The 21,481-nt window shown below is 50.2% G+C and carries 21 protein-coding genes; 7 read left to right on the top strand and 14 right to left on the bottom strand.

Annotation, left to right across the window (positions count from 1 at the left end; all coding sequences use genetic code 11):
- The first annotated feature begins 225 nt into the window (after nt 1-225).
- Together SBI19_RS03765 and SBI19_RS03760 are read left to right on the top strand one after the other, a co-directional pair.
- Complete coding sequence (locus SBI19_RS03765) at nt 226-855, top strand: DUF975 family protein (RefSeq protein WP_317965099.1); 630 nt, start codon at nt 226-228, stop codon at nt 853-855.
- A 240-nt stretch (nt 856-1,095) separates the two neighbouring features.
- The gene (locus SBI19_RS03760; protein WP_317965097.1) at nt 1,096-1,311 is read left to right on the top strand and encodes a hypothetical protein; all 216 of its coding nucleotides are present in this window, start codon (nt 1,096-1,098) and stop codon (nt 1,309-1,311) included.
- Nucleotides 1,312-1,551: 240 nt separating this feature from the next.
- Here SBI19_RS03760 and SBI19_RS03755 read toward each other — a convergent pair whose 3' ends face one another.
- Nucleotides 1,552-1,881: a hypothetical protein gene (locus SBI19_RS03755; RefSeq protein ID WP_317965095.1), complete on the bottom strand. Its 330-nt coding sequence runs from the start codon at nt 1,879-1,881 to the stop codon at nt 1,552-1,554.
- A gap of 242 nt (nt 1,882-2,123) precedes the next feature.
- Between SBI19_RS03755 and SBI19_RS03750 the strand changes: the two genes are divergently transcribed.
- Nucleotides 2,124-2,807 carry a response regulator gene (locus SBI19_RS03750; protein WP_317965093.1) on the top strand — a complete coding sequence of 228 codons (684 nt, stop codon included), beginning with the start codon at nt 2,124-2,126 and terminating at the stop codon, nt 2,805-2,807.
- Between the two features lie 164 nt (nt 2,808-2,971).
- On the top strand, nt 2,972-7,396 hold the full coding sequence (locus SBI19_RS03745) for an S-layer homology domain-containing protein (RefSeq protein WP_317965091.1): 4,425 nt from the start codon (nt 2,972-2,974) through the stop codon (nt 7,394-7,396).
- Between the two features lie 99 nt (nt 7,397-7,495).
- Here the strand turns inward: SBI19_RS03745 and SBI19_RS03740 are convergent, their stop codons facing one another.
- Nucleotides 7,496-8,038, bottom strand: coding sequence for a P-loop nucleotide/nucleoside kinase family protein (locus SBI19_RS03740; RefSeq protein ID WP_317965089.1), 543 nt, complete (start codon nt 8,036-8,038; stop codon nt 7,496-7,498).
- Between the two features lie 239 nt (nt 8,039-8,277).
- On the opposite strand from SBI19_RS03740, the gene SBI19_RS03735 reads away from it, so the two are divergent.
- Together SBI19_RS03735 and SBI19_RS03730 are read left to right on the top strand one after the other, a co-directional pair.
- The gene (locus SBI19_RS03735; protein WP_317965087.1) at nt 8,278-8,808 is read left to right on the top strand and encodes an RNA polymerase sigma factor; all 531 of its coding nucleotides are present in this window, start codon (nt 8,278-8,280) and stop codon (nt 8,806-8,808) included.
- Nucleotides 8,805-9,602: a hypothetical protein gene (locus SBI19_RS03730; RefSeq protein WP_317965085.1), complete on the top strand. Its 798-nt coding sequence runs from the start codon at nt 8,805-8,807 to the stop codon at nt 9,600-9,602. The genes SBI19_RS03735 and SBI19_RS03730 overlap by 4 nt, the downstream gene beginning before the upstream one ends.
- Before the next feature lie 357 nt (nt 9,603-9,959).
- On the opposite strand, the gene SBI19_RS03725 is transcribed toward SBI19_RS03730, so the two are convergent.
- The 7 genes from SBI19_RS03725 to SBI19_RS03695 form a co-directional block, all read right to left on the bottom strand.
- The gene (locus tag SBI19_RS03725) at nt 9,960-10,790 is read right to left on the bottom strand and encodes a permease prefix domain 1-containing protein (RefSeq protein ID WP_317965083.1); all 831 of its coding nucleotides are present in this window, start codon (nt 10,788-10,790) and stop codon (nt 9,960-9,962) included.
- A gap of 28 nt (nt 10,791-10,818) precedes the next feature.
- Nucleotides 10,819-11,127, bottom strand: a complete 309-nt coding sequence (locus SBI19_RS03720) for a PadR family transcriptional regulator (protein WP_317965081.1) — start codon at nt 11,125-11,127, stop codon at nt 10,819-10,821.
- Nucleotides 11,128-11,297: 170 nt separating this feature from the next.
- A complete protein-coding gene (locus SBI19_RS03715) occupies nt 11,298-11,849 on the bottom strand; it encodes an AAA family ATPase (protein WP_483312239.1) in 552 nt (183 codons plus the stop codon).
- Nucleotides 11,846-12,412 carry a DUF1697 domain-containing protein gene (locus tag SBI19_RS03710; protein ID WP_317965079.1) on the bottom strand — a complete coding sequence of 189 codons (567 nt, stop codon included), beginning with the start codon at nt 12,410-12,412 and terminating at the stop codon, nt 11,846-11,848. Before SBI19_RS03710 ends, SBI19_RS03715 begins: the two co-directional genes overlap by 4 nt.
- 55 nt (nt 12,413-12,467) lie before the next feature.
- On the bottom strand, nt 12,468-13,751 hold the full coding sequence (locus SBI19_RS03705) for a TcaA NTF2-like domain-containing protein (protein ID WP_317965077.1): 1,284 nt from the start codon (nt 13,749-13,751) through the stop codon (nt 12,468-12,470).
- Nucleotides 13,752-13,899: 148 nt separating this feature from the next.
- Nucleotides 13,900-15,099 carry a glycosyltransferase family 4 protein gene (locus SBI19_RS03700; RefSeq protein ID WP_317965075.1) on the bottom strand — a complete coding sequence of 400 codons (1,200 nt, stop codon included), beginning with the start codon at nt 15,097-15,099 and terminating at the stop codon, nt 13,900-13,902.
- Nucleotides 15,092-16,096, bottom strand: a complete 1,005-nt coding sequence (locus SBI19_RS03695) for a lysylphosphatidylglycerol synthase domain-containing protein (protein WP_317965073.1) — start codon at nt 16,094-16,096, stop codon at nt 15,092-15,094. The genes SBI19_RS03700 and SBI19_RS03695 overlap by 8 nt, the downstream gene beginning before the upstream one ends.
- A 362-nt stretch (nt 16,097-16,458) precedes the next feature.
- On the opposite strand from SBI19_RS03695, the gene SBI19_RS03690 reads away from it, so the two are divergent.
- A complete protein-coding gene (locus SBI19_RS03690) occupies nt 16,459-16,800 on the top strand; it encodes a FlxA-like family protein (RefSeq protein WP_317965071.1) in 342 nt (113 codons plus the stop codon).
- A gap of 85 nt (nt 16,801-16,885) precedes the next feature.
- Here the strand turns inward: SBI19_RS03690 and SBI19_RS03685 are convergent, their stop codons facing one another.
- The 5 genes from SBI19_RS03685 to nagE form a co-directional block, all read right to left on the bottom strand.
- Nucleotides 16,886-17,257, bottom strand: a complete 372-nt coding sequence (locus SBI19_RS03685) for a VOC family protein (RefSeq protein ID WP_317965069.1) — start codon at nt 17,255-17,257, stop codon at nt 16,886-16,888.
- Between the two features lie 16 nt (nt 17,258-17,273).
- Complete coding sequence (locus tag SBI19_RS03680) at nt 17,274-17,738, bottom strand: MarR family winged helix-turn-helix transcriptional regulator (protein WP_317965067.1); 465 nt, start codon at nt 17,736-17,738, stop codon at nt 17,274-17,276.
- 200 nt (nt 17,739-17,938) lie between these two features.
- Nucleotides 17,939-19,708 carry a phosphoenolpyruvate--protein phosphotransferase gene (ptsP, locus tag SBI19_RS03675; protein ID WP_317965065.1) on the bottom strand — a complete coding sequence of 590 codons (1,770 nt, stop codon included), beginning with the start codon at nt 19,706-19,708 and terminating at the stop codon, nt 17,939-17,941.
- A gap of 1 nt (nt 19,709) precedes the next feature.
- A complete protein-coding gene (locus SBI19_RS03670; protein WP_317965063.1) occupies nt 19,710-19,970 on the bottom strand; it encodes an HPr family phosphocarrier protein in 261 nt (86 codons plus the stop codon).
- A 29-nt stretch (nt 19,971-19,999) separates the two neighbouring features.
- On the bottom strand, nt 20,000-21,460 hold the full coding sequence (nagE, locus tag SBI19_RS03665; protein WP_317965061.1) for an N-acetylglucosamine-specific PTS transporter subunit IIBC: 1,461 nt from the start codon (nt 21,458-21,460) through the stop codon (nt 20,000-20,002).
- Nucleotides 21,461-21,481: the final 21 nt, after the last annotated feature.

Below are 21,481 nucleotides of genomic sequence, written 5' to 3'. Positions count from 1 at the left end.
AAAATGGAATGAAATTGCAGAACTCTCCATATCGCTAGGTTATACGTTACAAATTCCCGAATCCGTATCGCTTCATTTTGCGTACATAATACTGTGTAAAGGGTCCCACGCCTTTCGACATCCATCTTCGACAAAGAAAGAGGTTTTCCGACGAAATCGTCGAATATAAAAGTGGTTCTTTTACAATATGCTGTTAAGTATACAAGTCATTAGGAGGATAATATTGTGAACGTCACTTATTCTGAATTACGCAGACGAGCTAGGGAAAGCTTGCGGGGGCAATGGGGCAAATCGATCGGAGCTGTATTGCTGGCGGCTATTCCGTCTCTTATTCTCGGCATTCTTGGATTGTTCTCTCACTCCATGGAAGTCGCGGGCAATATTATGAGCTATCTGATTGCAGGGATGATCGCGCTCGGCTCTGCTGCATTCTTCCTGAGCATCTCCCGCCATCAGAGACCGCCGGCGACGTCCATCTATCAAGGCTTTAATCATCCGGTCAGAGCTTTCCTGCTCTATATTCTGATCCTGATCTTCACCTTCCTGTGGACGCTGCTGCTCATTATCCCAGGTATTATCGCTACGTTCCGTTATTCCATGGCCTACTACATTCTAGCGGATAACCCTGGAATGAGTCCGCTGGAAGCAATCCGCCGCAGTAAACAGATGATGAAAGGCAACAAATGGCGTTTGTTCGTGCTTCATCTCACCTTCATCGGTTGGGGACTGCTGTCCCTGTTGACGCTTGGCATCGGTTACCTGTGGCTTGGGCCATACATGGCCGTCACGACGGCTCATTTCTACGATGAACTGCGCAATCAAGAACAGAAGCCGCCGGCTCCGGAATCGTTCTAGGAACAACACCTTTGCAACAAAGAAGCGGATACCTGAACAGGTGTCCGCTTTTTTATTATACCTTTTAACCCTTAATACTTATAAAACCAATCAACCCAGGCGGAATAATAAAACCTATATATTAACATACAGTTAAAAAATAAATCAATAATTATTTTTCAAAACAGCTTGAAATTCCCATCCGAATCCGTTAACCTTCTATTTGAAACTAAATTTATCCATAAAAGGATGTGTGCGAGAATGGAAATGATGACGATGAAAATGATGATGTCGATGTGTATGGAAGAAATGATGTGCAAGATGAAGAACATGCAGATGATGATGGACCAAATGCAAGAAATGAATATGATGGACGCCATGGATATGGACAACTTGATGTCCAACATGCAGAAGTGCGACGAAATGATGACGATGATGATGAGCATGATGCGTCAAATGAAAGAAACCGCCGTTTAAGATTCCCCCTCTTCCAAGGCGTTATCAAACACGGCGGTTATTGACCCGGTTATAATTATTATTTATAGTATTGTACATATCCATCTGGCCATGGATTCGTACTTTGTTTCATATCACTGTACTTACGATGCTGCGGAGCAGTCAACTGCACGCGCACTAGTCCTGCCAAATGCATAGCAATATCCGATGTCCGACAGAGCGGTTAACTGCATGCGGGCTTTTTTATTTGCTCAAGACCGATTAACGGGCGGCATATAATTGTTTACCGATTTCGGTTCGCCGTATTTTCAGCTCCCACACTTCCTCGGTAATCCTCGCCGCGATCGTCGAATTGTCCGTCTCGCGCAGCTGCCGATACAGCTCCAGCATTTTGACATTAATGGCGTCGAACTGCTGCCACAGTGTCTCTCTGCGAAGTTCGAGTGCTGCCTTCTCCAGGTGACGCTCTGCGTCGTTCAGCGCCTTTATAATTTCCTGCTGCCACGGAATGTCTCCGATCCGCTTCGCATAATTCAACAAATCCAAGTAATCGTCTACCCTCTGCTTCTCGAATGCTCCGGTTGAGATCATAAGCTCATCTCCATCCTCACCTATATACCTAGTATTATACTTGGAATTGTAGGTAATGCAATAGTTCCGGAGAAAAATATTATGCCTCTTTATTTAGGCACCAAAAGCTATTTGGTGTATTCTTTTTTATTTTCAGAGCCGAATATAGATCTAAAGTAGGATCTCGTTCAGAATATGTTCAGTTGAACATGGTAGATTAATAGGAGAATGTACCTATTACTAGCTCGAAGAGGTCGGTTCATGTGAAAGCTCGAATTTTGATTGTGGTCGATGGAGATCCAAACTCCACGGCAGCCTGGCAGTCCGTACAAGCAGAACAGGATATGGAAGTTTCTGCGCTTATGTATCATGGTCTAAACGCGCTTGAGTATGTGTGGCGGAACTCGGTTGATCTCATCGTGCTGGATACGTTCATGCCGGCGTCGGAAGGCGTCTCCTACATTCAGGCAATCCGAATGATCGCGCCGAAGCTGCCCATATTGGTTATGTCTTCACAGAACGAGGAAGATTCCATCGTCCAGTTCCTCGCTCACGGCGCCAATGGGTATCTCGTAAGGGATCAAAACTTCCCTAACCTGGCACAGACGATTCGCGATATTCTCAAGGGCCAGCACGTCTACCCTAACAATGTGGCGATGCTGTTGGCGCAATTTCTACTGAAGCAGCTTAACGGTGTTGCTAGTCATTCTCATAAGCTACCGTCCCATCTAGACAATCAATTCTCGGAACGGGAGAAGCAAATCATCGAGCTGTTAATGCAGCGGCTGAGCAATCAGGAAATCGCCGAAGCCCTGTGTCTGTCGCAAGGAACAGTGAAGAATCACTTGACCCACATTTTCTCCAAAATTCCGGCTAAGAACCGTCGCGAAGCGATTCGGGCACTTACCCAAACATCAACACCAGACCAATACCTAACTGCAAGGTAAGAGAGCACAATCTGCAGCTGTTCTCTTGCTATTCCTTGGTTTGTATAAATTAGGTCGAATTTTGTAATATCGTGACGAAATGTCACTTCTAGGCCTACTTTATTTTATTTATATTAAAGTTTGCGTATTCTACTAACCTCGAAGATGGATGGTGAACGTAACAGATGAAGAAGAAATGGTTAACCGTGATCACAGCTTTCATGCTGCTGGCCATGAATGCCCAACTGGCATTCGCAATGCAGCCTGTAGCTGAAGTGTATTACAATGCGGGAACAAGCACTTATCAATCCGAAGAATTTGAAGCGAAGCTGACTGCAGTTGTGAAGCAGAAGCTGGACGCGGTGGGCATTAACCCGAAATATGTATCCATTATGGATGCAAGCGCAAGTCAGAAATTCGTTACAGATGAAACGTATGTACATACGGGTTACGACAGCTGGTATGGCTTCTACTCCATACCTCAAGTAGAGACGGCCGATTATAGGCACGTTCAATTCACGAACAACAACAAGACGGTCTCTTTCTACGGCTATACTGCACCAGGTTATAAGGACTTCATGCTGACGCAAGGCAGCCCAGTCGGCAAGAAGGTTATTACGTTCGACATGGACGAGTCCAAAGTCGACTACCACAGCATGGAGGGCGGCGGCTTCCTCTTCAACTCGACTATCGATGGAAGCGGCAAGCTGAGCGGCTATGCAATCCTGTACGTCAACGGCGGCATTAAAGTATATGAAATCAATAATGTTGACGCCAACGTTTTCCACGAAACAACAAACGCTTGGCAATTGAGTGATATTCAGGGCATTACACTAGTAAGCAGCTTCGCCAAAGGGGCGACGACTGAGCATGCCATTAAGATTGTTGCAACCGATAACCAACTGAATATGTGGGATAACGGCGTTCGCGTCATTACGAATCTCGCACTTCCGAATACGTATGGCAATGAGTTCGGCCCTCTCGTTAGTTATATCGATCACGGCTGCGAGATCATCTCCATCTTTACGTATGACAATATGAAATTGTACTCGACTAGCAGCAAGACGCTGACGACGGCTGTCAATGAAATCGTCTGGGAGCCAAACTCCCCTTACCGTTACGTCATCGATATTAACGATAACAATGACGACTATTTGGGCGGTCCGGATCAGGAAACGCTGACGAATTCGTTGAATCAACAAAATGTGCAATATGTTGGCATCACGAACGAAGAGGATCAAGATGATGTTCAAGCTCTTATCGACCAATTGGTCAAAGGCGGACAATTCGTAAACTCGGGCTTAACCGAGGACGAGATTATTGAAGCTATCGCAGACCAAATCGTTGACGAGGTTACAGGCAAGAAAGATGCAATCCACGCGATTGAACACGCGGAAACGGTAACGCAGATTCAATATGCAGGGTACGACAGCAAAATCAGCGTCACCCAAAATCTTACGCTCGTGCAAGACCCGACTGTGACGACAACTTGGTCATCCGATCAGCCATCCATTATCGCAGCTGACGGAACAGTAACAAGACCTTCCACACCACAGGGCACTTATGTAACGCTGAAAGCAACGATTACGCAAGACGGACTCACTAGCGAGCAAACGTTCAACGTATTCGTGAAAGGCGCAGACCCAGCCCCAATCTCGACATTGACGGCATCGGCCGGCGATGGCCAAGCAACGCTTCAATTCCCAGCCCTCTCCGGTCTGGCGGGCAGCAATGACGTTGCAGTCGAAATCTCGACGGATGGTACGACGTTCAAGAAAGCAACAACGACAGAAACGCTGACTTCAGCTTCTACGAGCGCAACGGTAACGGGCCTGACGAACGGCACTACGTACTATGTGCGCTTGAACGTCGGATCGGGCTTCTATGCAGGAAAGTCCAATAACGTTCAAGTCACGCCTTCGAAGCCGGTTTCGAACCTGACGGCTGTTGCAGGCGACGAACAAGTTACACTGAACTTCCCAGCGCTTACAGGCGCACGGAATGAAGATGTTAAAGTTGAAATTTCAACGGACGGAACAAACTATACACCCGTTGAGACGACGAACCCGCTGACTGCAGCTTCCACGAGTGCGACTGTAGCGGATCTGGCGAATGGCGAAGTCTACTATGTCCGCTTGAACGTAGGATCGGGCGCCTTCAAAGGGTTATCCAATGCTGTTCAAGTAATGCCTTCGAGACCAGTCACGGACCTGACGGCTGTTGCAGGCGACGGACGTGCTACGCTCAGCTTCCCTGCACTAACGGGTACCAGCAGTAACGCTATCGTTGTTGAGGTGTCGACGGATGGTACGACATTCACACCTGCAACTACTACGGAGACGCTGACGGCAGCATCTACGAGTGCAACGGTAACGGGCCTGACGAATGGTGATACGTACTATGTACGTTTGAACGTCGGATCGGGTCCTTTCAAGGGCGCATCCAATAATGTACAAGTGCTGCCTTCGAAACCAGTAAGCGATCTGACGGTCGACTCAGGCAACGAAGAGGTTACGTTGAACTTCCCTGCTCTGACGGGTACGGACAGCAAGGATATCGTTGTTGAGATCTCGACAGACGGTACGACTTTTACACAGGTTGAAACAACAGAAGAACTGACTGACGCTTCAACGAGCGCGACTGTTGCGGATCTGACGAATGGAGACGAATACTATGTCCGCTTGAACGTCAAATCGGGTCCATTCAAGGGCACATCCAATATCGTTCAAGTAACGCCTTCGAAACCTGTCACGGGTCTGACGGTTGTTGCCGGCGACTCGCAAGTTACGCTGAATTTCCCTGCTCTGACGGGTACGAAGAGTAAAGCTATCGTTGTTGAAGTTTCGACGGACGGCACGACATTCTCACCTGCTACGACCACGGAAGCGCTGACTGCAGCTTCTACGAGCGCAACTTTAACGGGCCTGACGAATGGTGACACGTACTATGTGCGCCTGAACGTTGGATCGGGTCCGTTCAAGGGCACTTCCAACATTGTTCAAGCAGCACCTTCGAAACCTGTTTCGGATATGACCGTTTCTCCGGGCAATCAACAAGCTACGCTGCTCTTCCCTGCACTGACAGGCACGGACAGTGAAGATATCATTGTCGAGGTGTCTACGGACGGTATTACTTTTGAGCCTGCTGAGACGACAGCATCGCTGAATGACAGCTCAATTAGCGCAACAGTTAATGGTCTGACGAACAATAAGACTTATTACTTCCGCCTGAATGTGAAGTCGGGCCCTTATGCAGGTCTGTCCAACGTAGTAATAATAATGCCGTATCAACCGATAGTAATTGCACCTCCAAACGCAACGGAAACAACCGTTACTGTAACGGACAAGGCGACTGGCGAAACAGTTACGCAAGACAAAATCACGAAGCTTGTTGGTGACGGTCTCAAGGTAACCGGCAAAATCGTGAAGGCTGACGGCACTGTAGTGGATGTGCCGGCAGTCAACATGAACGCCAACGGTACATTCACGCTGCCTAAGCTGCCAGCTGGCGAATACAGCCTGACGCTGAACGTTTATGCTCCGAATGGCGAGAAGCTTGCTGGCCCAGTCGGCAAGCTCACAGTAGACAGCAATGGCGTTGCAACCTTGAAGATCGATCTGGTTGACCCTTACGGAACGATTCTCGATACATTGACGAAGCAGCCAATGCAAGATGCGACGATGCGCTTGTACTGGGCAGATACGGAGCTGAATCGCTCCAAGGGCAGAACGCCAGGCACACTGGTGAACTTGCCAGAACTGCCGGACTTCGCACCGAACAAGAACCACAATCCGCAAGTAAGCACCAAAGACGGCGAGTACGGCTGGATGGTATTCGCAGACGGCGATTACTACTTCACAGCTGAGAAAAACGGCTATGTGCTGTTCGACAGCCGGAACGATAAGCGTGAAGCGACAGCCGGAACGGATAGCTACGTTAAGAACGGCATTATCCATATCGGCCAGACGATTATGCAGTTCAGCTTCAACCTGCAAGCCGAAGTACAATCGACCGGTAAACATACGGCTTACATGAACGGATACCCGGATGGCTCCTTCCATCCAGAGAACGGCCTTACGCGTGCGGAAATCGCAACGATTCTGACGCGCCTGTACGCACCGAATGAAGCAGCGAAAGCAGGCACCACGTCCTATTCCGACGTAAGTGCAAGCCATTGGGCTGCTAACGCGATCGAGATCGCTACTTCCCATCATTGGATGATCGGAACGGGCCACGATAAGTTCGAGCCTAACCGCAAAGTGACACGCGCTGAGTTCGCACAGCTTCTTCTCAACCTGAACGAGTGGAAAGCTGCGGGAGCAAGCGGTTATACGGATACGCAAGGACATTGGGCGGACGGCGCCATCGCAACGGTGAAATCGGAAGGTCTCTTGTTCGACTTCACGGACAGCAAGTTCAGCCCAAGCACAGCCATGACGCGCCTAGAGACAGTACGTATCTTCAACAAAATGCTCGACCGTCAGCCATGGCAGGTTGATGTCGCTTCGATCTGGAACGACGTACCGGCAGATAACGAGTTCTTCAAAGATATTATGGAAGCATCGGTAACGCATGAATACGAGCTTTATACGAATGGTTATGAAGCTTAGATTAAAGCTTCGCAAGACAAATAAATAAGATAGCTCGCCGATCCGACTGACCCCGTGGGGCTGGAAGGATTGGCGAGCTTTTTTATTATAATGAAGCCTCTATTCTATTCCTGTCTTGCTTTCATTCCACTTGGCAGCAATGTAGCGCTTAATCTGCTCGGCGACCTCATATGGCGGCGTTGATGTCGTGTCTATGATCGGCATTGGCGGGTTGTAGGCCGTCTCCGCGTTATCCAGAAGCCATTGGGCGAATTGCTCATGTTGTTTAAGCATGTCGTCCGTCCATGTTGCTCGATCCTCACGATTCCGGAGCCTCCAATTGCGAGTTGCATCATCACAGTGCAAGTTGATGAAGCATACTTCACTGAACTCCTCATATGTATCGCATTTCTGCGCATCCCAGGGCATAACCGTCCCGCATATAATCGTTCCTCTTCCCGACTTCGCAATGGCGTTCGCACAGTGCAGCAGCAGATTATAACGGTCCTGATACTCCAGCTTGGCCGCCGTTGTACCGAAATTATCGTTATCCGTGCTGAAGACGACAAACTCGGGCAGCAGCTCCCTTAAGTTCTGCATAACCGTCGTTTTCCCAACGCCGCTGGCTCCTGTCACGATAAATAAAGGTAACTTCCGTGTCATCGTATCCCCCGTTCTGCCCCACGCCAAATTCCGCTAAGCAGGTTATAACCTTATTATACGAATCGTCGCTCCCGTAACCTATTGCCAGTTTGCTTTAAGCCATTCTTGACAGCCCTAAACTGCAACAAGACACCCACCCTCATGCTAAGTTATATCATTTCATTAAGGGTTATATTGTAATTTTAATTAAAATGAACCAAAAGAAGCTGTATGCTGTCTATATATCGAGGTGATCAGGATTGAGTCATGATTCATTAAAGTATTTGACTGCAATGGATCCGCAAACGCTAGAAGGTCTTATCGCGCAATATGGACAAGAAGTATGGAACTATGCTTACTCCATCACTAAGAATCGGAGCATGTCCGACGACATTGCACAGGATGTTTTTATTCAGGTGTATCGGCATGTTACTTCTTTTCGCGGAGAGGCTTCCGTCAAGACATGGTTAATGAAAATAACTCGAAACATCAGCTACAACTATCGAAACACGGCCTTCTTCCGGAGAGTGCTGCTAGTCGGCATAACATCTAACGATTATTCTCATTCGGCAGAACAATCGTACATAGAGAAAGAGGCAGCGAATAACGTCTGGAAGCAGGTTTTCCAACTTCCGCTTAAGTTCCGAGAGGTCATTGTACTCCATGCTAAGTATCAGCTTTCTCTTAAAGAAATAGCCGCTATTCTGCAAGTTCCCGAAGGTACGGTGAAGTCCCGTTTGTTCGGAGCACGCAAGCGGATGTCCGCGTTATTGAAGGAGGAATGGTCATGAATCAACCGAATCCCGACTGGTACGGTGCGCTGCAGAACAACCCATTGAAAGAGGAGACGTTTACCGATCAATTGGCGGTGAGGATCACGACGAACGCAATATCATCAACGCGTAAGACGGTCTCCGTACCACGCAGACTGTCCTTCATTGGTCTTGCAATGGCATGCGTGCTGGGACTCATTCTGTTTGTTAATGAGAGAGAGTCCATCCAGCCGCCAACCGTTGCGACCAGTTCTACGCTCGCTAACAGCGAGTGGCAGCAGTTGGTGAACCAGCAGAGCCCTGATTCTCATGTGCTGTATGTGCAGAACTATAGTGATAAGTCTACACTGGTTTTCTCCGAAAAAATTACCAAGGTCACAGGCAAACCCGTCATCGCGAGACGAAATGATCCCCCCGACGCTCAGATCGTAACGCTGCGTATCGATAATTTTGAGCAGACCATGCAGCCGTGGAAACCGTGGGAATGGGCAGGCGCTGTCGGCGCAAGCTTTAGGAGAGATAAAGAAGGGGTCTTTTATGAACAAGCAGAGGATGAATTAATTACCGCATTTAGCGCATTGGAGACAACGGGTCTATTCCATGGAATTGTCGTTGACCCCGTCATTTCCGATGTCCGAGTAACGGACGGACAAGGGATGCAGCATAGCGCGGCGATCATACCTTCCCAGGAGGGGTACACCTACTGGTTTGCCCCACTTCCATTCCATCGGGATCATCGGGATGAATACACCGTACAAGGTCTGGACTCCCACGGCAACGTCATTACAAGCAAGTCATTTAACTATCATTAAGCGACTCGAAAAAGGCGGTTCTCGTTGAGTCGCCTTCTTCTTACTCCGCCTTTCGCCTCATCTGCTGACGGTACTCATTCGGCTGCATGCCTATCGCGTCGCGTGAAGCTCTTGTAGCTCTCGTAGCCGACCATGTCCGTCACGTCGACGATCTTATGCTCGGTCTCGGCCAGCAGCCGCATGCGATAAAGTGGAGTACTTCTTCACCTACAATCCAGGGCAAAGCGCGCTGGATACGCTGTGGTTCACTTATGTGAACGGGGCGACGCAGGGGACATAAGAGAAAGTTGATCTTATCAAAAAAACAATCGGTCAGGGGCCCTGACCGATTGTTTTCATTTTGCAAACTACAGTTCCTCACATTGCCGTCTTAAGCCTTCCTACGCTTACTCGCTCAACGAGTAGGAAGATGAGATAACCCGCGATATTCAACGTGAAGAACAGGATTCCCCAGAAGAGGTTTAACCGTCCCACCCGCTGGGCGTTGAACACATTCCACAGTGCGAATAGCACCCAGTACAGGACGAAACAGACCTTCGCCGATACTGTCATCATATCCGGCAGCGGGGAGAACAAGGCGGATCGATCCAAGTCTACGCGAAACTCCAGCTTCTTCGCCGGATTATTATTTTCCACTGGAAATGGGATATAGGGCTCTGAATCAGGGTTGCTAAGACTCATGTCGCTCGGATAAGCATATTCGGTTGTCTTCTGACCATTCTCCGTCTGCAGCAGCGCCACGCCTCGCAGAATGCGTTTATGGTTCTTGAAATAGGCCTCCATCTCGGCATTCGTTATGCTGCTGTCAGCGATCTTGCCCTCGAGATTGTTATGGTAATCGTGAAGCATGTTGTCGAAGTCGTTGCTATCCCGATCGGTTTGAGCTCGGGACGATAGAACGAATAGAACGGATAACATAAGCAGCAGACAGGAGGCGAGCAGCAGCGACTTCTTGACCCCCTTCTGGAATCGGTACAGCTTCCTGAATTCCGCGTTAATCTTCTCTTCTTCACCAAAGCGTTGCAGCGCGATGTTCAAGCTTTCATCTTGCGAATAGCCCTCCTGCTGCAGCGCTCTCATCGATTCACGCAGGTGGCTTCTAATCTCATGCTTGAACCCCTCTAATTCCTCCGGCTCCAGCTGCACATGTTTACTAAGCGAAGCGATATAGCTCTCAATCCGATCCAACGTCAGACCCCCTTATAGAACATGTCCATCATATGTTTGAAAAAAAACCACTGCTGCTTCCTCTCGGCCAGATACGCGATGCCCGCTTCGGTAATTCGATAGTACCGTCGTCTTCCGCCGCCGCTCTCATCGTCTTCATTCCAGTACGACTGCACCAGCTGACTGTTCTCAGCCTCTTCAGGACGATGTACAGCGTTCCTTCTTTAATCTCGAATGTATGTTCACTGATGTCCCGGATCCGTCGGCAAATCTCGTAGCCATAATGATCCTCATGCCTCAGCTGACTTAAGATGACGCTCTCGATATAGCCCTTGAGCATTTCCTTGTTAATATCCAAAATCATTCTCCTTTCACAGTATTTATACCATAACTACTCTATACCGTATAGTAGTTTGTGTAATCATATAGTGGATTGTGGAAGGTTATTGTGACCGACACACAAAAAAAAGAGCATCGGCTTCTCCGCCGTGCTCCGCATGGGTTGTCCTTACACTTTGTGTCCAACGATTAATTCTCTATTAATGCCTCGTCCTGCAATCTCGCGATAATTTCATCTACCGTCTCCTCAGCAGTCAGGGTAGTTGTATCCAGCCATAACCCGACTCGGGGCGTTTCGTCTCGCAGCACGCGATCCAATGCCTCGACGGTCCAAGCGCCATAGCCCTTCTTGGAACGAGCAGCCTCCCTTAAGGCGACCGCCTCCGTGCTAGGACAGAGCACCACTATGTACAAGGGACGGTTATTGACGTAAGAGAGAAAGTCATTCAATAACGGTCCAACGACGACATCTTGCACCACAACGGTGAACCCTGCTCGATGATACGTCTCTGCGGACTGCGAAGCCAGCCGATATCGCAATCGCAGCTGATCCAGCTCGTCACTGCCCGCGTCCGGATGAACCTCTTTGCGGTTGTTGACGATCATTCTTCGGAAAATATCTCCGCGCAAATGCACCGATTTCTCAAAACGCTCAGCAAGCAGCTGCGCGACAGTTGATTTACCGCTGGCCATGATTCCGGTTATTAAGATCGTAATAGGACGTTCTGCGGCCATACTCATCCCTTAGTAAGCTGCTTCTGCTCGGCAGCTTGCATGAGCTCGTATATTTTGCGCGCCGTGTTTACGTTTCGCACCGTCATCTGTTGGAAGACTTTCTTGCTGGTCGCCATCTTGTTCATGCCGCTCTTGTCCGCATCAGCGCGGTCGTACGACCAGAATACGGCACCATCCACATAACTAACGCGGTCGACCTCAGCATTAATGATCAGTTTCTCAAGCACAGCTTCTTCATTGATCTCATCCCATAAGTAAAGAACGTCGCTCTTCATATCCGTGTCATTCGTCCAGTGCTCAGGCAGCTTGTCCATGATGCGCTTAATTTCATCCATCGTACGAACCATAACTCTGATCGTCAGACCAAAGTCTACGGCTATCGCTGCCTCCAATTGTTCACTGAGCTGCTGGACGGAGCGAGCATCGTCCCTGAATATAATGTTACCCGTATTAATATAGGTCACGACATCCGTTGCGCCGATCCCTTCGAACGTAAGCTTCAGCTTCTTCATATCGACCTTATTCTTGCCGCCCACGTTAATGCCTCTAAGCAAAGCTACGAATATCATCGTCAGTCCTCCTCCATATGACTAAGATATTATTGAAAATACACCTTCTACCGCTTTACCATCTACTCATTGCTGTAAACCGCCACACGTGGGCTTCTTTCTCGGCCTGATACATCCATTTTTCTTTTACGATACGGTTTTTCCCGTTCTTCGGCGTAACAGAGGTTTCTTCCTCAACGTAAATTTTAACGATCTTCGACGAAACTTGTTCCGTGTGGTCGATCTTATACGTTTTACCAAACTGCTCTTTCGTACCCTTAGTATACATACTCTTAGCAAATTGGCGTTGCTGCTTATCGATACTACTGTCAGGTCTAAGAATACTCTCTAATGAGCGTAAATTGTTATCATTTACAGCAGAAGAGAGGCTGCGATAGTAGTCCTGAAGCATGTCATTATAATAAATCGACCTATTCTTGGTCCGAGTAACCTTGGTAGTGGATATAGATCCTTTATAAGCATAGGAGGGATTTGCGTTAAATACATCTCCGGTTGCTGGATCGACCAGATAGGTTGTGTAATGCGAGTGATAATTTGCTACCATCTTGCCAGTCTCTGCTGATTTTACAAGCGAGAATACACCAATTTCGATACATCCCTTCGAATAGTTGCCGGTTGCCTCTACCGTTTGATTAGCAGGAACCTTCTTTAAGAAACGCTGCTTCAGCAACTGTACGCTTTGTTCAATGCTATAAGGCGGGTCGTGCTTATCAAGCATCAGATTATCGACATATTCATCGTCAAGATAACCATATACGGTACCTGTTATAGGATCGACTCTGAAAATTTCACTTTCTCCAAGTGATTCTTCTCTAGTTTGATTCGAGAATACGTAGCTGCCATCGGAATAGATACGACTATAACCATACTCACCATTCACATCGTTGAATTTCATGCGGAATAGTATTAATGCCTCGTCGATTGATATTTCTTTAGGACCGAGGACTTTATCATACTGTAGCTTCGTCATCACCGTGACCCAATAGGATACGACACTTTTATCTGGCATAGTCGCTCGTACTGTGAGATTGCCTGCTTCCTTAGCGGTGACAGATAAACGGCCTGCACTTTTTTTCGTTGTGTTTAGATAGGTCGGATTCACATTAAATATTGCCTGGTCTGCTAAATCGCCATCACTTCTGCTTCCTCCACAGAAAACATAAAAATCAGCATGCCCCAAATAATGGTCGCCTATCACCAACGTACTGCCGCTATCCGATACAATCTGGCATGCGTCTGCCTGCTTCATTTCTGATGCTGTAACAGAGTTAAAAGAGTTATTAAATGTTGCAAAAGTAAAGAGGGCAAGTGTGATTAGAATCGAAACTTTAGTCCTCATTTGTTCCAACCTTCCAATATTAGGATATAATATTCTGATCTTCTCATAAATCTATTTAGTTGTATATATCCTACCGTAAGCCAATGTAATGCCCATGCTTATTGAAAAAAAAAGCACGACCTACCCACAGGTCATGCTCTCCTTATATTTAAGATCGCAATCTCCCAATCGCCGGCCCTTCGGCGCGCTTCTTGCCTCGCGCCGGACGTCCGCAGAGCCATCCGATATATTGGTCGAACGCTTCCGCGAGATTCTCGTGCTGGAACTGCGTCTTGGCACGCGTATAGCCTTCCTGCACAAGCCGATCTCTTAGCACGGTATCGCCAGCGAGACGGACAATCGCAGCCGTAATCTCCGCATGAGACTCCGGCGCAACGAGCAATCCCGTCTCGCCGTCCAGCACCGCCTCCGATGCACCGCCGGATTTGCCGCCAATGACTGGTACCCCTACAGAGGCTGCCTCCAGATACACGATGCCGAATCCCTCCACATCGCCCTCCTCCAGCTCCCGGCATACCATAATGAACTGATCGGCGAGGTTGTAATAGTCGTTCAGCCGCTCGCTCCCATCAACGCTGCCTACAAACCGAACAGCTTCCGAAACGCCAATCTTCTTCGCTAGCTGCTCGAGGCGTCCGCGTTCCGGACCATCCCCGACGATGACGTAGACGGCGTTAGGAATTCGCTGCATAATGGCCGGCATGGACTCAATCACCCGGTCATGCCCTTTGCGCGTGACCAGTCGGCCAACGGTCAGCAGCACGTACTTTCCCTCTAGTCCATGCTGCCGCAGCAGCTCTGCATTTTTCACCTCACGGTTGAAAATCGCCTCGACTCCTGGATTTACGAGCCCGATCCGGCTCGGATCTACCCCATATTGTTCAACCAGCCGTTTCGTATACTCGCTGTTCGTCAGTACGCCATCCGCCCGACGAAGAATGAGCTTAATGATCTGATTTAATCCGAAATACTTCCGAAACATAAGCATATCCATGCCATGTGTGGAGATCACATACCGCCGGCCGCTGAACACCCGCAGCAGCAGACCGATGAAGCCGATCAATATGTATCCGTATACGGTAATATCCGGGTCTTCGTTACGGTGCATTCTTTGCACATAGCGCAGCAGCCGCCCCCAGCTCGTGACGTCTGCACGCTCTCCTCGCATAAACGGTCCACGGATAATGCGGAACGGCTGGCCCTTATCGAATGAGTCGCTGCCCGGATAGTCAGGCGCGAGAACCGTCATATGGTGTTTGGTGTGCTTGGATAGGTTATAGTAATAATTCTGCATACCGCCAATTCCAGGAGGGAAAACACCGGTTACGAGAACCACTTTTCTACTCATACATTTTCACCCTTTTCGGTAGATGGCTAACCGCTTTAATGAGTAACCAGAAAGTCACTTCCGCCATGATGTTCCACAGCCGAGCAATAACGGAAATATGCAGCGCCGCATCTGTACCCAGCTTCAGTGATAAGAAGTAGACGAGGAAGCCTTCCCTTATGCCAAGCCCTCCCGGAAGCGGACTGAGCAGCCCGAGCAGCCACGAGGTGGCGAATGTCCCTGCGGCGTATAATAGGCCAATCCGGCCTGCGCCGAAGCTGTTAATCAGCATCCAGAACGCAATCCCCATTACAAAATGGCTGCCTAGAAAACAAACCAAAAACCCGAAGAAGTAGTTGCGAGGCATTGCGACCGTACCGCCAACGGATGCCGATTCAGAAGGTTTCCGCACCTTAGAGAGCAGCTTGCTTAGCAGCTTCCACCGGGAGGCCCGCATGAATAGGCGGCCAATCCAAGTCATGACGTGGTCATAAAATAAATAGGCTGCAGCGATAACGATAATTGCGGCTGACACGAGCGGCACGGGGCTTATGTCTAGACTTAAGGCAAGCAGCAGCGCGTATACGAGTGCCGCGGATACCAATAGGACATTCTCGTAGATAATCGATGCCAGCTGCGTCTGCAGGGGGACGCCTGCCCTTGTTGCGAGCACAATGCGACCTGCGTAGTTCCAGAACCCGCCGGGTATGTACTTGGCGAATTGCGAGTCGATGAAGATACGCAGCCCAGTAAGCAGCCCCAGCTTGGAGCTCTCCCGTCGATCATCCCGTTCGCCTCCTGCTCCTGCAGCGTTCACGATCAGCACCCATATGCTCGCTTGCAGCATCAGAAATACTGCGAATACGAACATCGACAAGTAAAATCGGTAATCTGCGCGCATCAGGTAATCCGGAATGTCCGCTGCCCTTAACGGGACGCTTCGCACGACGAAGAACACCATTACGACCACAAGAATAGCTTTCAGCATCAATGGCGCCCACCGTTGTAATGCTGTCATCGCTTCACCGCCTTCCAACTCGGTAGCGTAATCCCCTGATTGTAAACCCGAACAGTAAAGCGAGATGCCGATATATATTAAGTTTTTGCTTACCGAATGTCGAAAGCAGTCTTGGCAAGAGCCAACGGTTTTCTTGAAATAAAAAATACACCGCCTAGGATTCAATGCCCCGAGACGATGTATTGAGGTTCACCGCATTGTCGAAACCTGTCAAACTTTCAGGCCACATTCAGCGGGGTTTAAGCTCGCCGATTTAAGATGTGGGTATGCTTTTCCGCTTGTCATATCGCTTCTGTTTTTATGGAACTCGAGCAGTTCCGGCATCACCAGCATCTAAGCTATAAGATAAGGACGTGGAACCAATGGGATTCTCTATTTCGGGCGTCAGCGGCACTGCTTCGGCAGCATCTTATTCCTCCGGCTCCAGCACGAGTGATACTGCTTACTTAGAGAAGCAGAGAGACAAACTGCAAGACGAGCTTAAGCAGGAACAACAGAGCAAGGATGATGCGAAGACGAAGCAGAATAAGGTTCAGCAGATTCAACAGCAGATCCAGCAGATCGAGCTTCAAATCGCGCAAAAGCAAAAGGGTTCAGGCTCCAGCGCGCAAGCCCCGTCCGCACCGTCTCAAGACAGCATCACCGGCAAAACGTCGTCATCAAAGGCGCAAACTGACGGCAGCAGCATCGATATTCGCGTTTAGTTCTTTTGAGCAATAGACATTTCCCATGCAGGGTGCGGTGAATGGAATGAACATCGTTACCCTGTAGTTGTTACGGCTGTCGGCACTACGATCGATAATAGGACAAAACCCAGCTTACGCAGTTGCGGTCAGACACGATGCCCAATAATCCATTGAACGGCGCCTCATATATTTCCGTATGAATCGTCCCGCCGGTCGCAAACTCCCCGTAGATTCGTCGATAATCATCCTCTGTATCGATTTGCAGAAACACTCTCACGTAGTCGCCTCTTATGGTTGGCCTCGCTGCTCTCGTATCACTAAACTTAAGGACAGCCCCATCAACCTTGAGGTCTGCATTGAGCACATCGTCTCCCTGCTTACGCAGAATCGTGATCTCTCCGCCCAGCACGCTTTGATAATACTGAATTTCATCCTTGCAGTTCTCCACTGCAATAATTGGGTACGCGATCATCATGATACCCTCCCTAGAATCATTCGATTGGATTGGACTCGCTCAAATTGCGAAGCACCGTCTTCAACAGCCCTAACAGCACATCATACTCCTCATCGCTAATGCCCTTCCGTGTCCTGCTCTTTACGCGGTTCAGCGCCTCCTGCACTTGCGGCACAACCTCTTGTCCGGACTCTGTCAAATAAATCAGCTGATACCGGTTATCCGCAGGATCGACTTCCCTCCGCACATAACCCTCTGACTCCAGCTTCCCAATCGCCTTAGCGGTCGTCGTCTTGTCAATGAGCAGCTTCTCGCTCAGCGCTTTCTGCGTAATCGGTTGTCCGGACGCAATCGCCATTAGAAAGATGTACTGCCCGCTTCCAATTCGATACGGCGCCAGCTCCGCTGAAATGACAACTTGCATGTGGCGATAAATCGCAGAGATATATTGCCCGTGCGATTCCACTGTGCTGCTATTCGAATGCCAGCGTTCATCGCTCAATGGGATTCCTCCTTCATATAGGATGTCATTGCAACTAATTTCATCTTATGCCAGATAGGATGCTATTGCAACTAATTTCCGAAAATCATTGTTTCGAGTAATGTTGTGCGCAACAGAAAAAGAGCGCCTCCCTCGATGGGCAGCGCTCTTATTTGAGATACTATTGTTTAAAATCAGCAAGTAAGCGGCGTACTGCCCGTTCACACGATCTCGCGTAACTCCGGCACTTCGTTCAGTACGAGCGCCTTCGCTTCATCAGCGTCGTCCACATCAAGAACCGCTCTCGCGAGGCTCTGCAGCCGTTCCCGATCAAGCCGCGCCAACAGCCAGCGCGCACGGGTCACCGAGCCGGCGCTCATGCTGAATTCATCAAGTCCCATCCCGAGCAGAACAGGAAGCGCGAGTGGATGACCGGCCATCTCGCCGCACATCCCGACCCATCGGCCCTCGGCATGGGCCGCCGTTATCACACGGTCGATAAGCCGCATTACAGCTGGAGCGAACGGATCGGATAGGGTCGACAGCTTCGGATTCATCCGATCGGCCGCCATCGTGTATTGCACAAGATCATTCGTGCCGATGCTGAAGAAATCGACCTCTCGTGCAAGCCGGTCCGCCATCATCGCCGCAGCCGGAATCTCGATCATGATGCCGGTCTCCATGTTCGGATTAAACGGAACTTCCTTCGCTGACAGCTCCTGTTTCGCTTCCTCTAACAGCTGCTTAGCCATACGCCATTCCTTAAGCGTTGCAATCATCGGGAACATCGCTTTCACATTGCCATGCGCGCTCGCACGAAGGATGGCGCGAAGCTGCGTCTTGAACAGCTCCGGACGGTCGAGGCTAATCCGAATCGCCCGGTAGCCAAGGAACGGATTATCTTCCTTCTCGAGCTCCAGCAGCGGAAGCTCCTTGTCGCCGCCGATATCCATCGTGCGGATCACGATGGGCGCATCCGCGCCGAACGCTTCGGCCGCGGTCCGATACGCTTCATATTGCTCATCCTCGGTAGGCAGCGTGTCGCGTCCCATGAACAGAAACTCCGTACGGAATAACCCAATGCCCTCCGCACCCTTGCGCTGCGCTTCCTTCGCATCTGCCGAGGAGCCGATATTGGCGACAAGTTCGACTTGAACGCCGTCCGCGCTCATGGATGGCCGGTCACGGAACATGTCATACTCAACCTGTCTTCCGCCCGCTGCCAGACGACGCGTTTCGTATTCGGCAAGCATGGCCGCATCCGGTTCGATAAGAACGAGACCTGCCCCGCCGTCCACGATGACGAGCTGTCCATTCTGTATATCCATCAGACCCTCCCCGATGCCAACGACAGCGGGAAAACCGCCTGACCGAGCAATGATCGCAGAGTGAGAGGTTGCCCCTCCCACAGCCGTCGCGAATCCGGCGACAGTCGACGCATCGAGGCCGGCTGTCTCGGATGGCGTTAAGTCCTCCGCGATGATAATCGCTCGAGCATCTAACGCACCGACGCCGTCTAGCGAATCTCCCCCTGCAGCGTCAACCGCTTGTTCCCCGCTCAGCAGGCGCGCAATCCGGCGGCCGACATCGAGCACGTCTGCGGACCGTTCGCGCAGGTACGGATCGTCCAATGCGCCGAGCACCTCGGAAACTTCCTTCGCCGTTTCGAGGATTGCCGATATACCATCGAATAATTCAGCTGTTATTTTCTCCCGAGCAGCTCCGACCAATTCCTCATCCTCAAGCAAAAAGGCGTGCGCTTCGAAGATCTCGGCTTCATGCTCCTTGCCGTCCCCCAGAAGCTTCGTCCTGATTGCTTCCAGCTCCTCGGCAGCTGTCGAGACGGCCGCATCGAATCTTGCCGCTTCAGCCTCCGCCATTGCAGGATCGATCTTGCTCGCGGCAGGCGCAGCTATATTCGTACGAAGCACCTTAGCGTATCCGATTGCGATGCCGGAAGATGCAGGTGTTCCTTGCAATGCCTTACTCATATTAGTGACTTTCCTGCAGAACGAGAACTGCGCCTACTGCATCGATGACCGCTTCGGCACCTTCTCCTTCTGCAATAACAGCGATCGCATCGCCCTGTTTGGCGCCGACCGACAATACTTTCACCAGACTCTTCGCGCTGAACCGGCTTCCGCCCTTCTCCAGAAACACGTCTCCGTCAAACGACTTTGCGGCTTCCACGATTTTGCGCGCAGGGCGTGCGTGAATGCCTGTCGGATTCTCAACTGTAAATGTTCTCTGCATGGTTTCTCCTGCCTCCTATATCTGAATCTCTATAGTCTCTTCTTGATATCGTCTTTCAAACGCTCGGACTGCGTCCCGAATATGGCCTGTACCGCGCCTTTGCTTAACCGAATGACGCCGGATGCTCCCAGCTTCTTCAGCTCGGCATCGTTCACTGCCTTCTCATCCTTCACGACGAGGCGAAGGCGGGTGATGCAGGCATCAATCGATTCGATGTTGCCCGGACCGCCAAGCGCCGCGAGCACTTGGCCCGGCTTATCGTTCGCAGGCTGTGCGTCAGCGCCTTTACCTTCCGACAACTGACCATCTGCGATGAGTTCGCCATCTTCCCGTCCAGGCGTTTTAAGATTGAACTTCACAATGATAATCCGGAAGAGGAAGTAATAAACGATAGCAAAACCGATACCGACCGGAATGATCAAGAGCGGCTTCGTTGCCAGCGGATAGTTGATCGCATAGTCTAGGAAACCTGCCGAGAAGCCGAAGCCATGCTTGACGCCAAGGTAGGCCATCAGCCAGCCCGATGCGCCAGACAGAATAGCGTGAACAACGTACAGGGCAGGCGCGACAAACATGAACGCGAACTCAAGCGGCTCTGTAATACCTGTCAGGAACGAGGCGAACGCCGCACCTACGAAGATAGACGAAACCACCTTGCGTTTCTCCGGCTTCGCCGTGTGAATGATCGCGAACGCCGCTGCCGGAAGCGCGAACATCATCATTGGGAAGAAGCCTGTCATGAAGAGTCCGGCAGACTTGTCGCCGGCGAAGAAGCGGTGCAGGTCGCCGTGAACGACGTTGCCGGCCGCATCGGTGTAACTGCCGATCTGAAACCAAGCAATGGAATTGATGACATGGTGCAAGCCGAATGGGATCAGCAGTCGATTAGCCGTCATGTAGATGAAGGCGCCAACGCCGCCCAGACCGACAACCCAGTTGCCGAATTCGTCCAGCGCATTCTGCACCGGACCCCATATCAAGCCAAACAACAGGCCCACGATAACCATCGCGAACGAGGTAATGATCGGAACGAACCGTTTGCCGGCAAAAAATCCGAGCCAATCCGGCAGCTTAATATCATGGAATCGTTTATACATGTACGATGCAATGAGGCCTGCCAGAATGCCGCCTAGTACGCCCATATCCAGCTTTATATCTTTGCCGACGATTCCGCTGAACGCAACAGGCACCTTCTCCAGCACATTCTGTAGAACGAGGTAAGCGATAACAGCCGCAAGCGTCGCCACGGCGTCGCCTACCATCCCGATCGCAATGCCTATCGCGAAGATTAACGGCAGGTTATCGAAGATCGCCGAGCCGCCGGCCGCAAGGAACGGCGCAATATAATGGTTGATCCAATCGCCAACCGATCCCCAGCCGAAATCTTTGACATAGTCGATGTTGCCGAAACGGAGCAGCAGCGCCGCAGCCGGCAAAGCGGCAACGGGCAGCATCAATGATTTACCGATCTTTTGCAAGAATGCCAACATAAATGGATTTCCCCTTCTCGC

The organism is Paenibacillus sp. CCS19, assembly GCF_033239625.1.
In the GTDB taxonomy this organism is placed as follows: Bacteria; Bacillota; Bacilli; order Paenibacillales; family Paenibacillaceae; genus Paenibacillus_T.
The sequence above is the reverse complement of the archived record's forward strand: the minus strand, read 5'-3'. Positions and strand labels throughout refer to the sequence as shown.

Coding starts and splice junctions, on each gene's coding strand:
- SBI19_RS03760 (WP_317965097.1), top strand. CDS start 1,096: ATGGAAATGATGACGATGAAAATGATGATGTCGATGTGTATGGAAGAA.
- SBI19_RS03755 (WP_317965095.1), bottom strand. CDS start 1,881: ATGATCTCAACCGGAGCATTCGAGAAGCAGAGGGTAGACGATTACTTG.
- SBI19_RS03745 (WP_317965091.1), top strand. CDS start 2,972: ATGAAGAAGAAATGGTTAACCGTGATCACAGCTTTCATGCTGCTGGCC.
- SBI19_RS03740 (WP_317965089.1), bottom strand. CDS start 8,038: ATGACACGGAAGTTACCTTTATTTATCGTGACAGGAGCCAGCGGCGTT.
- SBI19_RS03730 (WP_317965085.1), top strand. CDS start 8,805: ATGAATCAACCGAATCCCGACTGGTACGGTGCGCTGCAGAACAACCCA.
- SBI19_RS03715 (WP_483312239.1), bottom strand. CDS start 11,849: ATGAGTATGGCCGCAGAACGTCCTATTACGATCTTAATAACCGGAATC.
- SBI19_RS03710 (WP_317965079.1), bottom strand. CDS start 12,412: ATGATATTCGTAGCTTTGCTTAGAGGCATTAACGTGGGCGGCAAGAAT.
- SBI19_RS03705 (WP_317965077.1), bottom strand. CDS start 13,751: ATGAGGACTAAAGTTTCGATTCTAATCACACTTGCCCTCTTTACTTTT.
- SBI19_RS03700 (WP_317965075.1), bottom strand. CDS start 15,099: ATGAGTAGAAAAGTGGTTCTCGTAACCGGTGTTTTCCCTCCTGGAATT.
- SBI19_RS03695 (WP_317965073.1), bottom strand. CDS start 16,096: ATGACAGCATTACAACGGTGGGCGCCATTGATGCTGAAAGCTATTCTT.
- SBI19_RS03690 (WP_317965071.1), top strand. CDS start 16,459: ATGGGATTCTCTATTTCGGGCGTCAGCGGCACTGCTTCGGCAGCATCT.
- SBI19_RS03685 (WP_317965069.1), bottom strand. CDS start 17,257: ATGATGATCGCGTACCCAATTATTGCAGTGGAGAACTGCAAGGATGAA.
- ptsP (WP_317965065.1), bottom strand. CDS start 19,708: ATGAGTAAGGCATTGCAAGGAACACCTGCATCTTCCGGCATCGCAATC.
- SBI19_RS03670 (WP_317965063.1), bottom strand. CDS start 19,970: ATGCAGAGAACATTTACAGTTGAGAATCCGACAGGCATTCACGCACGC.
- nagE (WP_317965061.1), bottom strand. CDS start 21,460: ATGTTGGCATTCTTGCAAAAGATCGGTAAATCATTGATGCTGCCCGTT.